This is a genomic window from Erwinia sp. MYb416 (assembly GCF_037479575.1).
GTDB classification, from domain to species: Bacteria; Pseudomonadota; Gammaproteobacteria; order Enterobacterales; family Enterobacteriaceae; genus Erwinia; species Erwinia rhapontici.
The window spans coordinates 1,751,550-1,766,488 of the sequence record NZ_JBBGYT010000438.1 but is presented as its reverse complement, the minus strand read 5'-3'; the positions used below and the strand labels follow the sequence as shown (position 1 = coordinate 1,766,488).

Below are 14,939 nucleotides of genomic sequence, written 5' to 3'. Positions count from 1 at the left end.
GGCTTAATGTTTCATGCTTTTGAGGTAGCGTTGATAGTTATTATCGAAATTGGTCACCATCTTATCGACCGTCTGACGCCCTCCCAGCAGCAGCTGAACATTCTGATTCAGCTCCGCGTTCATGGTCGGCGTCGCCCAGTCCACATAATGGCCCAGGCCGTCATTCTCATTCAGGGTTAACCACACCTGCCAGGCTTCTTTCAGCAGCACGTTATCCGCAGGAACCTGGGCATTCTTACTGGAGCTGGCCGGCAGGAAACCGGCTTTTAACCAGCGGTCGGCCATGGCATCTGACACCATATAATCGATAAATTTCGCCGAGGCATCCTGCTGCGCTTTATCCTTCGCCGTGCTGGTCACGGAGAACGCTAAATCGGTGCCCCCGACCATCAGCGCATGCTGTACGCCCTCGCCTGCAGGCATCGCGGCAAAGTGGAGATCTTTATTATCTTTAAACTGGCCGAGATACCAGGTCCCGCTGATCAGGAAGGCCGACTGCCCGTTCTGGAACAGTGTTGCGGCATCATCGTTACCGATGCCCTGGAAGCCCGGGAAGAAGTACCCTTTCTCGTTCCAGTCCTTCATCATCGTTGCCGCCCGGCTCAGCTTGTCATCTTTAAAGGTGCCGCCAACATCATAGATAAGGTCATCCAGCTTTTTACGATCCTTACTGTCGATCTGGCCTGGCATCTGCTGCCCATATTGCCATCAGCAGCCCAGCATCATCGGGGCCACGCCCTGCTCTTTCAGTTTGCCATTGCGCTTTCCAGTTCGGAAGCGTTTTCGGCACGGCAATGCCGGCTTTATCCAGCAGCGCTTTGTTGTAATACAGCCCGACCATCTCCCCCAGGCTTGCCACGCCATACAGCTTACCGCTGCCGAAGTCCTGCGTGTGGACCAGCGGTTACGTTTCAGGATGGAATCCGGGAAGCGTTTGGTCCAGCCATAGATGCTGGCATAACCGTCCAGCGGCACCAGCAGCTTGTCTTTCACCAATGACCCCATATCGCCGCCGCCCTGATTACCTGGGCAATCTGCGGCCATCGCCAGCGGTAGCGCCAGCTCTTTTATCCCTTCATCTACTGCGGCGGTCTGCTGAGGATAGTTATAGATATCCCATTCATTAAGCGTGACGGCATGGGCGCTTTGCGCCATACACCCGACCAGCGCGCCGGCCGCTATCAAACGTGAGAGCAGGCGCACTGAAGTACGAAACTGGGACGAACGAACGGATGAACTAGACATAGTGCTCGGTTTCTCCATCACTGAATGGGCATCCTTTCATGTCGACATCTGCCAATCCCGCAGATTGAAGCTACGATTATTTATGCACCCCCTCATACTTACTTTCACTGTGAGCGCGTGCATAAAAGCAACATATTGTGCACCGATTCAGCATGCCATCGCGCAGACGCGGTCGATAGCCTGTGATTCACTCCGCTTATCTCCCTGTTGCCAGCATCTTAAGCTGATAAAAATTGGGGAAAACTAACCTCCTGTTTTACCATACGAAAATCATATATTTTCCGGTCGCGTTGCGGGTTCCACTACACCAGAAAGGCGCAGGCCGCAGCGCTAAAGGCGTACCCGGCGGATGACCGTGGTTATCGGTGAGCAGAATGATGCACTATTACGTCTGCTTTGTGATGTCACGCAATTATTTCATCTTGAAAACTAAGTCGGCATTCATTAACGTTGAAATTGCTCATCTGCTGACCAACGAGAATTGATGATGAATAATGACCCTGTGATCCGTGCAGCCACCCCGGACGACTATCCGGCGCTCTACCAAATTTGCCTGCAAACGGCGAATGCGGGGGTTGATGCCAGTGCGCTCTATTCCGACCCGGAGTACCCCGGGCAACGTTTTGCTGTTCCCTATGCGCGCTTTGCGCCCGACTTCGCGTTCGTGCTGGATGTGGACGGTGAGGTGATGGGCTATGTGGTTGCCACCCCTGATACGCGTGCCTTTGAAGCCATGCTAAACAAGGTGTGGTGGCCTGAATTACAGGAAAAATATCGCCACCGTGAGCCTGAGGCTGCGCTGGATGCCAACGTGCTCAACAGTATTCGCCATCCTGATGCTGCCGCCGGGGAACTGGTCACGCTCTATCCTGCCCATCTCCATATCAATCTGTTACCTGCGCAGCAGAAAGGGGGCTGGGGACGCAAACTGATTGAACATCAGCTGAATGCCCTGCGTGCAGCGGGTGTCGGTGGTGTGCATCTTGGCGTCAGCCTGCAAAATGAACAGGTGTGCGCGTTCTATCAGCGCCTGGGCTTCCAGCCTCTGCTGCGCAGCAATGCCATTTATATGGGCCAGTTACTTTGAGTGAGGCAGTTCATGACCAGTTTGCGATTGCAGAACGTTCAAAAGTCTTACGATCACATCAGTGTCATCAAAGGTATCGACCTGACGATTAACAGCGGTGAGTTTGTGGTGTTTGTCGGCCCCTCTGGCTGCGGTAAGTCCACGTTGCTGAGAATGATTGCCGGGCTGGAGGAGATCAGCGGTGGTCAGTTGCTGATTGATGAAGAGGATATGACCCAGCGTCACGCGACCGAACGTGGTGTGGCGATGGTCTTTCAGTCCTATGCGCTGTACCCGAATATGACAGTGCGTGGCAATCTGGCCTATCCACTTGAGGTGGCCAAACGGCCTAAAGCCGAGATCGCCAGCGCCATTGCCGAAACCGCGGCAAAACTGCATCTGACCGAACTGCTGGATCGGCATCCACGTGCCCTTTCAGGCGGCCAGCGTCAGCGTGTGGCCATCGGGCGTGCCATTATTCGCCAACCGCGTATTTTCCTGTTCGATGAACCTCTGTCGAATCTGGATGCGGAACTGCGCCTTCAAATGCGTATTGAGATTGCCCGCCTGCATGCCTCCCTCGGGAATACGATGATTTACGTGACCCACGATCAGCTGGAAGCGATGACGCTGGCAGATCGCATTGTGGTGCTGCGTCAGGGGCGCATTGAACAGGTGGGTACGCCGCTGGATCTCTATCACAACCCGGACAATCTGTTCGTCGCCGGGTTTATCGGTTCGCCAAAAATGAACTTCATTGATGCCCAGGTGGTTGCGACCCGCGAAGGCCAGGTGCAACTGCGTCTGCCGTCGCTGGGCATTGATAATCTGACGCTGGCGCTGGATACCCCCTGCCACGAAGGGCAGAAAATGCGTCTGGGTATTCGCCCTGAGCACTTCCAGCCGGTGAAAGACAGCGCCAGCCCCTCGCAGTTCAGTGCGGAGCTGACCTACTGTGAGCTGCTGGGGCACACTAACTATCTCTATCTGAATACCGGGGATGAGCAGATGCTGGTGGTGGAGGAGCGCGAAGTGCATCAGCGGGAGATCGGTACACGGGTGGAATGGGTGATCCCGCCAACGCATTGTCTGGTGTTCGATGAGCAGGGGCAGCGAGTGCGCTGAAGTGGCCTAACGTAGGGGGCGACCCGAAAGGCCAGGTCAACGGCAGGTTAAGGGCCAGGTCAAAGGCGTTTCGCTTTCCCACTGCTTGGGCTGAGCGACCCAGGGCGGCCAGTCGCCGCCGCCCTGGGGACCCGGACTTGCGGCAGGCGCATCGCCCACTTCGTGGGTTCCCTCAGTCGGTTGGTTTTCCTGCCGGACTGGTTGTGACGGGACATCCCTGTCCCGGCACGCCCGCTCGCCAACGTCCTGTTGGCTCGTCCTGGAAATCCCCCCTCCTTCGGCGAGGCTTAATTGCCGCTCAAAAGGTCAAAATAAAAATATAAATCAAAGATATAGACAAAGACAAAAGGCCTTTCTGGTCTTTTGGTCATTTTGGTTTTTGTTGGTGTTTTAATTTCTTAGATTTTTGTTTTGATGTTGAGGCGGCAATTAAGCTGCGCTGAGGAAGCGATGTGAACCAGGATGAACCGCCAGGACGGCGGTGAAAGCTCGTGTCGGCACAGGGAGGTGCCGTCACGAGCGGTCCGTCGGTGAGTAACGCTTGCGAAGGCACCCGCTGAAAGCGGGCGCAGCGCCTGCCGCAAGCCCGGGGGCAAGGGGCGGCGGCGACTGGCCGCCCCTTGTCGCTTCGCCCGCGCAGCGGGAAAGCGAAACGCCTTTGACCTGGACCTTAAGACCTTGCCCCTGACAACGTCAGCACTAACTAACGGGATTCTCTGCCTCATCATTCGCCTGCGCCGCCAGCAAATCCAACAGCTTATTGATCGCAAAACCGGCCGCCCCCAGCGCCCACATACGGCTGGATTCAGTCAAAAATTGCAGGGGCGTGGTTTGCGGCGTCAGCTTCAGGCGGTAAGCCTGGAAGTTGAGGGTAATATGGTCGAGCAGGATGCGTGAGGCCATCTGCGGCTCCATCGCCAGATACATTCGCATCATTCTCGATAAACACCGGCAACGAGAAACGCTCGGAAAGCAGCTGCGCAATTGGCACGTTATCCCAGTCCAGCACATTAGAGCGGATACAGATGCCCTGCTCCGCGTCGACCAGCCCGGACAGCGCCAGCCCGATGGCACAAGCTGAATACCGACCACGCTGGCGCGTTCAGGATTCAGTCCCAGCAGCGTTTTCGGCCGTCCCATCGACACCCGCCGCAGCCCCAGCTCCTGAATAATTTCCTGAGCCAGTAGCCGGTTAGTGGCCTGTGAGACCGTCGACATGCTCAGCCTCAGGTCGGACTGGCTGATCGGGGCATTTTCAACAATCAGGCGCAGAATGCGCGCGGTTACATTTGGCGCTGTCATCGTTCCCTTATTCAGCAAATGAAGCGTGATAGTGGGCCAGCAGCAATGCGCCTGCCAGTGCATCCTGTTGCGGCGGTACCAGCAGCGCCCGGATATTATCATCCAGCCAGCGTTCGATCGGCGCAGCAAGCCCGCCCATCAGTGCAATATGACCGCTGCTCAGCAGGCGCAGGCGGCGGACTATCATCGCAATATCCTCGGCAGTCTGCCGGATTAATTTTACCGCATGAGGATCTTGCGCTGCGGCAGCGCTAAACACCTCAGGCACCACACGTGCCCAGTCGCCCGGCGTTGCCGTACGTGTCCACAACAGCATGGTTTCCGCGCTGTGCTGAAAACGCGCCATCACGGTCTGGGTAAAGTCGGTTTTGACAATGAGATCTTCATGAGCCAGCAGCGCCTGCCGCAACGCCCGACGGCCCAGTTCGGCTCCCGAACCCTGATCGGAAAGTGCAAACCCCCAACCGCCCAGCAGCGTAAAGCGTTCACCGTCCCAGGCGGCACCCTGACTGCCGGTGCCGACAATCAACACCGCACCCGCGCTGCCTGCGTGAGCGCCTGCACAGGCGATCTCAACATCACTCAGCACCTGCAAAGAGGCACAGGCGGGCTGCCAGTCTGCCAGCTGCGCAGCAACGGAAGCGACATTGGCCCCTGCCAGACCCGCCACCAGCGCGGTTTTCTTCAATGCATCAGGCGGAAGGCCCGCCGTGGCCATCGCCCGGGCGATCAACTGCTCAACGCTGTCGATGGCCTGTGCGAAGTCTGACCAGACATTGGCCGCTCCCCCCGTCACTTCGGCCAGTAGAACGCCCTGTTTATCGGTCAGCCTTGCACGGCAATGTGTGCCACCGCCGTCAATACCAAGGAGATAGTCAGAATGCACGGGCTGCTCCCACGTTAATCGCTGTGAATCGTTGTTTCATTATTGACCGAACGATAGGTGAAAAAAACTTAAATCGCAATAACAAATAAATATGACGAAAATCACCTTGATTAAAAATGTTTTATAACAATGCATTAACTCATAACCTGGTGAAATGTCTCAGTGCGTGTGTTGACATTAGTTTTCTTGCCGTAATAAGTTGGTGGTCAGATAATCTCCAGCGAACCTGTCTGCATACGGTTAACTGGCCTTCACCTCACGCTCATGCATTTCCGTCAGGGGTTTTAACATGAAAGTAGGCATTATCGGTCTGGGTTTTCGCCTGTCCCATGTGGTTCACGAGTTCAGCAAAGCCGACCCATCGTTTGAAATTGCCGGCTATTTCGATCCCGCCCCGGCGGGTCTGCCTAATCTGGCCAGTTTCGGTATTGCACACGGTACGGCCTTTGATTCCATCGAGGCGTTATTGCAAGCGGGCGAACTCGATCTGATTCTGGTGGGTTCCCCTAACTTTATGCATTTGGAACATATCCGCCAGGCGCTGGCGGCGGGTTACCGCGTGTTCACTGAAAAGCCGGTAGTGATTAACGAAGAACAGACGATGGAGATGGCGAAGCTGGTGCGCCAGTACGACAAGGACCGTATTCTGGTCGGCTGGTACTGCGTTACTCCCCGCTCTACCACGATCTGCTGGCCGCCCACCGAGCACATCAAGCCTTACCACGGTGCCTTCTTCCAGCGTGACTGGCGCCGCTGAGAAGTATGCCGGTCCCTACATTCTGGAAAAATGCTGCCATGATATCGACCTCTATCAGGGTTTGATGGCTGAACGCCCGGTGCGGGTGGCCAGCTTTGGCGGCCGTAAGTCGTTCACTCCCCAACATGCCCCGCAGGGCGCGATCACCGCAGCATCCGAGATTTATCACGAGAAACCGAGCGGCTGGTCCAGCACGGATGCTGTCTTTGACAGCGACGCAGATATTGTTGACTACCAGACAGCGATCATTGAATACGCCAACGGTGCCACCCTGTCCTTCCATGCCAATCTGAATGTGCCTGACGAGTTCCGCCGTTTCTGCGTGATGGGCACCGACGGTATGGCCGAAGGGGACTTTGTGCGTAACTACTTCCGCGTTCACAACGCGCGTACGGGCGAAAAAGAAGTGGATACCTCTTACGGTGGCAATGCGTACGACGGTCATTACGGTGCCGATGCACTGATGGCGGAAGAGATCGTCAAACACATCACTCAGGGAACGCCGCTGAAAGTCTCCGTGGTAGATGCACTGGAAGCCGGTTTGACTGCGATTAAGATTGATGAAGCGAGAAAAATACGTCAGGTCATTGATTTAACGGAAACCTGGAAAAAATTCGATGCCCACCAGGGGTAATCTGGAGGTGAGTTTGCACCTCTCCTGATCCGGTGTGTTACCCCCCTTGCCGGACAGGCTGTTATCACTTGATAGACTGGCACGCTCCCTCAACCGGCTTTCGGGCCGGTTTTTTTACGTCCATCTGTATCAACGCTTGCTTGCGGCAGAGGCGAAGTCTGCGATAGATTCGTTTTCTAAGACAAAATGGCTCACCTCTCTATCAGGTCCGGAATGTATGTTAACGACGCTTATTTATCGTAGTCGCCTGTGCAAAAGCGTCAGTCCGCATTTTCTGGAACGCCTTGCGGCTAAAGCGCAACGTTTTAATGAAACGGTCAATGTCACCGGAATTTTACTTTTCGACGGCGACTATTTCTTTCAGATACTGGAAGGTCCTTCTGAGTCGATTGATCAGGTGTTCCACCGCGTCTGTGCTGACTCCCGGCACACCCAGATTGTGCAACTGATGCGTGATTATGCGCCGGATCGCCGTTTCGGCAAGCTGGGCATGGCGGTGATTGATATGCGCAATGCCAGCGCTGAGGCAATCATTGAGCAGGTCCTGAACCAGGGCACCGCCAGATACCTGCTCACTTACGGTGATCGGGTGTTTAAATTCATCCGAACCTTTGTTAAAGGCCCGCGTAAAAACGATCTGGCCCTGCCTGATGACAGCGCGCAGTGGGATTTTCAATGCCGGGCACCGTCAGTCCAGGTCGTGCCGGTGGCATCTGAACAGGCAGCCTGCCAGTTTGCACTACAGCCTGTTGTTGAACCGGCCACAGGGAAAATAAGCTATCTGGAAGCCCTGATCCGCAGTGCTTCCGGCGGCTCCCCCGCGGATTATTTCGCCACCATTCCGGCCGATAAACTCTACGAAGCCGATCTCCATGCCAAAGATGTCGCTTTGCGCTGGCCAGGCAAATGGATATTGGCAGCGCGCAAATCGCGGTGAACCTGCGACCAATGTCGCTGGTGATGCTGCCTGATGCGGTGAATATATTGCTGGAACAAATCGCCCGTAATGGTCTGGTGCCGGAACAGGTGGTAGTTGAAGTGACCGAAGATGAGTTTATTTCCCGTTTCGATGAGTTTGAAAAAGCCATCCATCAGCTACGTCATGCCGGGATCAGCCTGGCGATTGACGATTTTGGTGCGGGATTTGCCGGGTTATCACTGCTGGCCCGCCTTCAGCCAGAAAAGCTGAAAATCGACCGCTGTCTGATCGAAGCGATTCATACCAATGGCCCTAAGCAGGCAATTGTTCAGGCTATCGTGAACTGCTGCGCCTCACTGGAGATCACCGTGGTGGCAGAAGGCGTGGAAACCGCTGCCGAGTGGCGTTGGCTGGAAGCCGCAGGTATCCGCCATTTCCAGGGTTACCTTTTTGCCCGGCCGCTGCTTAATGGAATACCTGCCGTGGCCTGGCCGCACAAAGCCTGATGCGGCCTAACCCCGGCGCTGCTCTCTTCCGTGCCGGGGTTAGGTTAAGAGTGTTACCGCCTTATGCCGCGGTGGTAAAGCGCGAAACGGAATGCAGCAGACCCTCGGCCTGATCGCGCAGGGAATTTGCCGCTGATGACGACTGCTCAACCAGATCCATCTCGTTAATCGCCACGCCCACCTGCGAAATACCCCGGTTCTGTTCGTCCGAAGCCTGAGCAATCTCCTGTAGAATGCCGGTCACGCTCTCCGCAGAAGTGACAATGTCACGCATGGTGCCACCTGCCTGCTCCACCAGCCCGGCCCCCATATCGATCTGCCTGACCGATGCCTCAATCAGCCCGCCAATTTCTTTCGCTGCCTCGGCGCTGCGCTGCGCCAGATTTCTGACTTCACTGGCCACCACAGCAAAACCGCGCCCCTGCTCCCCGGCACGCGCAGCTTCAACTGCGGCATTCAGTGCCAGAATGTTGGTCTGGAACGCAATACTGTTAATGACTGACGTGATATCACTGATTTTTGTCGAACTGGCCGTAATCGCCCGCATGGTTTCGTCACCTGGTACAATTCCCGCCTTTATTGGCCATTTCCGCCGTGGTCTGGGCAAGGCTGGTGGATGTGGATATTCTCAACGTTTGCTTACGCGGTTAACTGCTCCATGCTGGCAGCGGTCTGCTCCAGTGCGGCAGCCTGCTCTTCCGTCCTCGAAGACAAATCATTATTGCCATCGGCAATCTCGGCAGAAGCCATGTTCACCTGTGCAACACCGTTGCGAATATCACCGATGATGCGGCGCAGATCTTCATTCATACCGCCGATGGCATTAGTAGTGTCCCATCTCTCCGGCGGAGGTGGTCAGGCTGGTACTGAGGTCCCCACCAGAAATACGCTGAGTAAAGGCCAGAATGGCGGATAACGGCGTGGTGATTTGACGGGTGATAATCAGGGTGGTGGCTACGCCCATGATCACCGCCGCCAGCAGAATGATCGTCATCCAGAAGATGGCGTCGTCGATATAGGTTTGCGTGGCACCGATCTCGTCTTCAAACAGCTGACCGCTAATAGTCGTGAGGCTGGAACCCGCCTTCGCCAACGTGCCTGTCGCCTCCTGTTCTGCCAGGAACGAGGTGCGATAGCCCGCCACGCTCTCTTTTTTCTGATTCAGTACACTGGCGATGTTCTGTAAACGTTCGCTGTTGTCAGGCGTCATTTGCGGCACCAGATTTTGTATTAACTGCACGGACTCTGCCAGGAAACCGGTTAACGCATTCTGCGCGGCTTCCGTATTTTGCAATTCCAGCAGCGTTAAGCGGGTTGAGACGCCATCAAGATGCTTGTTCACCTCAGACAGTGCTGCTTCCAGCGCTGCCGCATCAGCCCGGCCTGCAAAGCCTGAAGAAATCTGCGCGATCGCATTTTTCTCGTTACTGATAGAAAGTGCTGCGGCTATCTGAACGCGTTTTTGGGTTTCAAGCACCGTTTGGGCTCGTTTATCACGATACTCCGCGATCAGTCCGGTCAGGCTGTTGAGCAAGGTCAACTGCTCAGGGTGCCAGGGCAGCTGTTTCAGCAGGCCGATCTCGGTTTCGATTTGCTGCAAGTGTTTATCATTAGCGATGATAAACTGCTCGTCATGGGTTTTAATAAATTGCATACGCGTATCCTTCGCCAGCGCAAACTGATCGGTGACGAGTTTCAGCATACGAACTTTTTCTGCCCGGACAGCGATATCATTAAGATTCTTAATGCCACAGAGTGCGACAGCGATGCTGAGGATCAGCACAATGCCGAAACCTGTCATCAATTTTTTCCCAACGCTCATATTTTCAAAGTAAACAAACAACTTTTTCATTGGATAACCTTCCGTTGTTGAACAACAATTGTTTAAGAAAATCGCTCAGTTATCGGCAGGATTTGTTAAATAAACAGTTTATTTAGTTACTTAATTATCACGTAATGGTCACAATTTCAGAGGGACTGATGAATGGAATTTACCCGGGTTGGCGATATCCCTGAGGCAGACAGAGAAGCGCTGCTAGAAGGGCTGAGAGGATATAACCGCCAGTTTATTGATAAAAGCGGCTGGGGACCTGTCGGCGTTTTTTGCCGCGATCAACAGGGCATTATCATCGGGGGAGTGATGGCGTCTCTGGTGGGGATCTGGCTGTCGATTGACTATTTATGGGTCAGCGAAAATATCAGAGGCGCGGGCGTTGGCGCTCAACTGATTCAGATAGCCGAAGAAGAAGCGAAATCAAAAGGTGCACAGCATGTTCTCGTTGATACCTTCAGCTTTCAGGCACTGCCCTTTTATGAAAAGCAGGGATTTGTGCTGCAAATGACATTGCCCGATTTTCCCGACCCGGGAAAGCAGCGTCATTATCTGACTAAACGCCTTACGTAGCGGGAACGCGTCGAGGGCTATGGGTAACCCGTCGACCCGTCCCGTGGCTTAAACCGGTTTCTGCCCGGGTGGGGAGATGTGCTCAAAATGACGGTCGTCCTTAATATCGTCGGCAAAGCGGCGCATCAGCCTCACCAGATCGCTGATATCCTGCTCATCCCATTGATCAAAAATAGCCTGCCCGATTTTTTTACGTGCCTCATCAAGGCGATGGGTCATGGCTTTGCCACTTTCCGTGATCACCGCTTCGCGGATGCGGCGATCGGCGGCACTGTGCTGACGGTTGACCAGCCCCAGACTTTCCATTTTCGCCACCTGTCGGCTCACGGTGGTGTAGTCGCGCCCTACCCGATCCGCGAGTTCGACAATACCTGTCGGACCTAAGCGCTCTATCAGAACCAGCAACGGAAACAGCGCGCGATCGAGTGAAATACCTGCCGCCCGAACCAGCGCCTCATCGCGCTGAGGGCGATTCATCACCCCGACGATTTCAAGTAATGCACCATGGAGTTCGCGAAGCTGATCGTTAATATGTGTATTTTGCATGCTTTTTGTTGACATCAATTATCCCTTCCTCTAAATATGTGCATATTACACATAATGAGGTGGCGTATGAAAGAGCAACATGCAACAGAGGTGCTGATTTGTGGTGCCGGCGCTGCTGGCCTGACGCTGGCAATCGACCTTGCACGCAGGGGCGTCGACTTTCGTCTGATTGAAAAGAAAACCATCCCCTTCCACGGGTCCCGTGGCAAGGGCATCCAGCCACGTACCCTCGAGATTTTCGAGGATCTGGGTATTATCGAGGGCATTAACCGGCTGGCCAGTCTCTATCCGCCTGAACGACGCTATCATCCTGATGGCAGTCAGACGGAAGCACATATTGTCGAACAACGTACGCCATCCCCTGCGGAACCCTGGCCACATCCGCTGATGCTACCGCAATACTTAACGGAACAGGTGATGCGGGAACGGCTGGCAGAGCTGGGGCATCAGGTTGAATTCGGTTGTGAGCTGCTTGGGTTTGAACAGGATCCAGAGGGGGTAACCGCGCGTATCCAGGGCCCGGCCGGTGAAGAGACGCTGCGGGTGCAATGGCTGACGGGGGCGGATGGCGGTAAAAGTGATGTCCGCCATGCGCTGAACATCAGTTTCCCTGGCAAGACCCTTGGCGTGCGTGCCCTGGTTGCCGATGTCTTGATGACGGGGCTTGAGCGTGATGTCTGGCACCGCTTCGGTGACGGCGACAGGGAGCGACAAATTGCTTTCTGTCCGCTGGCCGCGACAGATCTGTTTCAAATCCAGGGGCCTCTCCCGCTGGAGGGCGAGGTTGACCTTTCCGCTGAAGGGCTGCAATCCCTGATCACTGCGCGCACCGGGCGCAAAGATATTCATCTTCATGCGGTGTCATGGGCATCCGCATACAGCATGAATGCGCGGCTCGCCGCACGCTACCAGGCGGGCCGGGTTTTCCTGATCGGCGATGCGGCTCATATTCATCCGCCAACTGGCGGTCAGGGTCTCAACACCAGCGTGCAGGATGCCTATAACCTGGGATGGAAACTGCACGCCGTCATCGGGGGAGCATCTGCGTCCCTGCTGGACAGTTATGAGCAGGAGCGCCGTCCCGTTGCCGCTGCCATGCTGGATCTTTCTACCCAACTACTGAGCGCGGCACAACAGGGTGACCTGCGGCGCGGGCGGGAGGTGCATCAGCTCGATCTGGGGTATTGCGATCCTGATCTGGCGCTGGAGATGCCCGCACGCACGGGTGGCGTCCATGCGGGGGATCGGGCGCCGGATGCGCCGCTTCTCCGTGCTGACGGCCAGCGGGTACGCGCATTTGAACTTTATCAGGGAGCACACTGGACGCTAATCGGTTATCAGGCCGCTCGCCATATCGTTCAGCCACGGCCAGGCCTGAACCAACATATTATTGGCATGAGTGGCGATCTGATTGATGACGGAAACCACTTCCTCGATGCCTACGCTCCGGCTGCTGGTGACTGGCTGCTGGTGCGCCCGGATGGTTATATCGGCGCGATTATCGTCACGGAGCAGCTTTCCGCGCTGGAAGAATACCTCACCCGCGTAGGATTATCGGCTTCACTCGGGTTACAACGGAACACAGCGCGCTAGCCAAACGCCTGCTGATGTTTTTTCTTCCGCGCCAGATAATCTTTATCGGCGCGGATCATTCCTTCAACCACTGATTGTTTAAATTAAGAAAATACTTTTGTTTTACGATGTTATTTGCTCCGTCCTTGAAATCTACAGACCCATATCCAGTATCGTAAATACCCCACTCCCCAGAAGATCCATCCTTAAAAATGACCGTTCCCGTCGCGATACAAGGAGAGTAATAGTCGTGTAACCATCTATAGCCTTGATCCGATACCTGCGCTTTAGCAAAAAAATGATCTTTGGTCGGATTCCAGCCTTTACAAATCATCCGATAGTTATTGGGATCGTCTTTAGTGTCTTCCACAGAATGACCGCTTTCCACTATCTCCAGATGAGTGATTTCCACACCAGCCTGCAGTGATAAAGGGAGAATCAACAAAATTGAAGCTATTAAGCATTTCATTAATTCCATTTTGCTGTGCTCGCTTCTGTTTTATTTTTCCTGGCAATTTCTGGATGGCTGTAAACCTCTGTCATGGGTACATTGAATGTAGAAGCCAAAGAGACTTACCTGGAATACGAGAATGTCTTCTGCCCTGCTAGCCAAACGCCTGCTGATGTTTTTTCTTACGCGCAAGATAGTCTTTATCGGCGCGATCTTATCCCAGCAGGTTTTAAATACAGCGGCGGCAGCCGCTTTCTCCTCATTAACTTCATAAGGCAGCAGCTTGCCATCGGCATCGTATTTCTTCCCATTGCTCAGGATGCTGGCGAAAGTCGATCTGTTTAAAATCCTGCTGGTAGTCAAATGCCTTCATTCACGCACGTCCTTTCATTTCATGTTGATGCTATCTGGCCATCAGGCCACTCTTTAAGCCTGGCATACTGAACGGTGACGGCGTCGTTGAATTGCAAAAAGGCCCCCGAAGGAGCTTTTGAAACGGTTCAAGATAATGAAATAAAAGGGTTTACTTTAGGTAGCGTCCACATATTGACCACATTGATACTTATAGCCCCGAAAATGCGGGGATTTGTGTTCATATTTATACACAAACAACAAAATCGCTTCTTCTTACAGCGTAGTCGAGGTGCATTATTTCAGTTCTACATAGTTTTCTTAAGCTTAGCTTTGTTTAACATGGTGATAATGCTTCCTAAGCAGGCTATCATCAACTCAACAATTTGATGCGGGCTCTTATGCAAAGACGAAGCATGATTTCGGTACTCAGCACGTGACATTTTAACTACTGTATTTGGAATAAAAAAGATGAAATTTTTTGACGATATCGTTTCTTCAATAGCCGGAAACGCCAAAACAAGGATAAATGATCCTTTATTAATAATTACCTTGTTTTATCTTTTGGTATTTCCTTGGGGCGCTGTAGCCATTAATTTCATCCAGCGTTGGGCTAGCGAAAAATTACATGGTCAAGCTGTCAACATTGAACTAGCTAAAATAAATCAACAAAAAGAGCTCAATAAAGAAAAGCTTCTATCAGACCCAGATAAACAGTTTCTTGAACAACTGGTGCAACAGGGCATTGATAAAAGAAATGAAATACAAGAGCACCTACGGCAAAGAGGGGCTCGTTTAGTTGCCAAAGCGCTTGAGGCGAGCGATAAAGCAAAAGAACAATCTTTGAAAACTCAAGATGGAGCTAGAAAGGATCCGATTTGAAAGTAGCACTGCAAAGGCTAGGGCTTCCCTAGCTTCTCATCGGTTCCCTTCAGCATATTTTCTCATGCTTAAAATTGAAGAAAGCTTAAAAGATGATGACATACAAATATCACTAAATTTATTAAGTAATATTGTCGCTGTTCTTTTTGGATATGATAATTTTGATGAGTTATTAGCAGATAAAAACTTTAACAATGAAGTTTTAGATAAAGTTGAATTTATTTATTATGACGATTAATTAGCAAAGCGTCTTGAGGAAATTTTGTTAGAAGAGGACTCTGACAATGATGACC

General features: G+C 53.3%; 12 protein-coding genes and 5 pseudogenes. 8 read left to right on the top strand and 9 right to left on the bottom strand.

The window, feature by feature from the left end; all coding sequences use genetic code 11:
• Positions 1–3: 3 nt before the first annotated feature.
• Positions 4–1,263, bottom strand: a pseudogene (locus WH277_RS17970) (ABC transporter substrate-binding protein).
• 469 nt (positions 1,264–1,732) lie between these two features.
• Between WH277_RS17970 and WH277_RS17965 the strand changes: the two are divergent.
• Together WH277_RS17965 and WH277_RS17960 are read left to right on the top strand one after the other, a co-directional pair.
• Positions 1,733–2,332, top strand: a complete 600-nt coding sequence (locus tag WH277_RS17965) for a GNAT family N-acetyltransferase (protein WP_133846603.1) — start codon at positions 1,733–1,735, stop codon at positions 2,330–2,332.
• A 12-nt stretch (positions 2,333–2,344) separates the two neighbouring features.
• A complete protein-coding gene (locus tag WH277_RS17960) occupies positions 2,345–3,436 on the top strand; it encodes an ABC transporter ATP-binding protein (RefSeq protein WP_171148524.1) in 1,092 nt (363 codons plus the stop codon).
• 699 nt (positions 3,437–4,135) lie between these two features.
• Here WH277_RS17960 and WH277_RS17955 read toward each other — a convergent pair.
• Together WH277_RS17955 and WH277_RS17950 are read right to left on the bottom strand one after the other, a co-directional pair.
• A pseudogene (locus WH277_RS17955) lies at positions 4,136–4,738 on the bottom strand (ROK family protein).
• 7 nt (positions 4,739–4,745) lie between these two features.
• On the bottom strand, positions 4,746–5,624 hold the full coding sequence (locus WH277_RS17950) for a BadF/BadG/BcrA/BcrD ATPase family protein (RefSeq protein WP_339506135.1): 879 nt from the start codon (positions 5,622–5,624) through the stop codon (positions 4,746–4,748).
• A gap of 289 nt (positions 5,625–5,913) precedes the next feature.
• Here WH277_RS17950 and WH277_RS17945 point away from each other — a divergent pair.
• Positions 5,914–7,015, top strand: a pseudogene (locus tag WH277_RS17945) (Gfo/Idh/MocA family protein).
• Between the two features lie 217 nt (positions 7,016–7,232).
• Positions 7,233–8,440: pseudogene (locus WH277_RS17940) on the top strand (diguanylate phosphodiesterase).
• A gap of 61 nt (positions 8,441–8,501) precedes the next feature.
• Here WH277_RS17940 and WH277_RS17935 read toward each other — a convergent pair.
• The 3 genes from WH277_RS17935 to WH277_RS17925 form a co-directional block, all read right to left on the bottom strand.
• On the bottom strand, positions 8,502–8,987 hold the full coding sequence (locus WH277_RS17935) for a methyl-accepting chemotaxis protein (RefSeq protein ID WP_339506133.1): 486 nt from the start codon (positions 8,985–8,987) through the stop codon (positions 8,502–8,504).
• Positions 8,988–9,079: 92 nt separating this feature from the next.
• The gene (locus tag WH277_RS17930) at positions 9,080–9,250 is read right to left on the bottom strand and encodes a hypothetical protein (RefSeq protein ID WP_339506131.1); all 171 of its coding nucleotides are present in this window, start codon (positions 9,248–9,250) and stop codon (positions 9,080–9,082) included.
• Between the two features lie 13 nt (positions 9,251–9,263).
• Complete coding sequence (locus WH277_RS17925) at positions 9,264–10,292, bottom strand: methyl-accepting chemotaxis protein (RefSeq protein ID WP_339506129.1); 1,029 nt, start codon at positions 10,290–10,292, stop codon at positions 9,264–9,266.
• Positions 10,293–10,424: 132 nt separating this feature from the next.
• Between WH277_RS17925 and WH277_RS17920 the strand changes: the two genes are divergently transcribed.
• Positions 10,425–10,844: a GNAT family N-acetyltransferase gene (locus WH277_RS17920; protein WP_167863947.1), complete on the top strand. Its 420-nt coding sequence runs from the start codon at positions 10,425–10,427 to the stop codon at positions 10,842–10,844.
• A 48-nt stretch (positions 10,845–10,892) separates the two neighbouring features.
• On the opposite strand, the gene WH277_RS17915 is transcribed toward WH277_RS17920, so the two are convergent.
• On the bottom strand, positions 10,893–11,408 hold the full coding sequence (locus WH277_RS17915) for a MarR family winged helix-turn-helix transcriptional regulator (RefSeq protein WP_197931276.1): 516 nt from the start codon (positions 11,406–11,408) through the stop codon (positions 10,893–10,895).
• Between the two features lie 48 nt (positions 11,409–11,456).
• On the opposite strand from WH277_RS17915, the gene WH277_RS17910 reads away from it, so the two are divergent.
• Complete coding sequence (locus WH277_RS17910; protein ID WP_339506125.1) at positions 11,457–12,983, top strand: FAD-dependent oxidoreductase; 1,527 nt, start codon at positions 11,457–11,459, stop codon at positions 12,981–12,983.
• Between the two features lie 55 nt (positions 12,984–13,038).
• Here WH277_RS17910 and WH277_RS17905 read toward each other — a convergent pair whose 3' ends face one another.
• Both WH277_RS17905 and WH277_RS17900 read right to left on the bottom strand, forming a co-directional pair.
• Complete coding sequence (locus WH277_RS17905; RefSeq protein ID WP_339506124.1) at positions 13,039–13,440, bottom strand: hypothetical protein; 402 nt, start codon at positions 13,438–13,440, stop codon at positions 13,039–13,041.
• 127 nt (positions 13,441–13,567) lie between these two features.
• A pseudogene (locus WH277_RS17900) lies at positions 13,568–13,722 on the bottom strand (DUF4385 family protein); the annotation flags it as partial.
• 513 nt (positions 13,723–14,235) lie between these two features.
• Between WH277_RS17900 and WH277_RS17895 the strand changes: the two are divergent.
• Positions 14,236–14,646: a hypothetical protein gene (locus tag WH277_RS17895; RefSeq protein ID WP_339506122.1), complete on the top strand. Its 411-nt coding sequence runs from the start codon at positions 14,236–14,238 to the stop codon at positions 14,644–14,646.
• 64 nt (positions 14,647–14,710) lie between these two features.
• Positions 14,711–14,884 carry a hypothetical protein gene (locus tag WH277_RS17890; protein ID WP_339506120.1) on the top strand — a complete coding sequence of 58 codons (174 nt, stop codon included), beginning with the start codon at positions 14,711–14,713 and terminating at the stop codon, positions 14,882–14,884.
• The last annotated feature ends 55 nt before the right edge of the window (positions 14,885–14,939 follow it).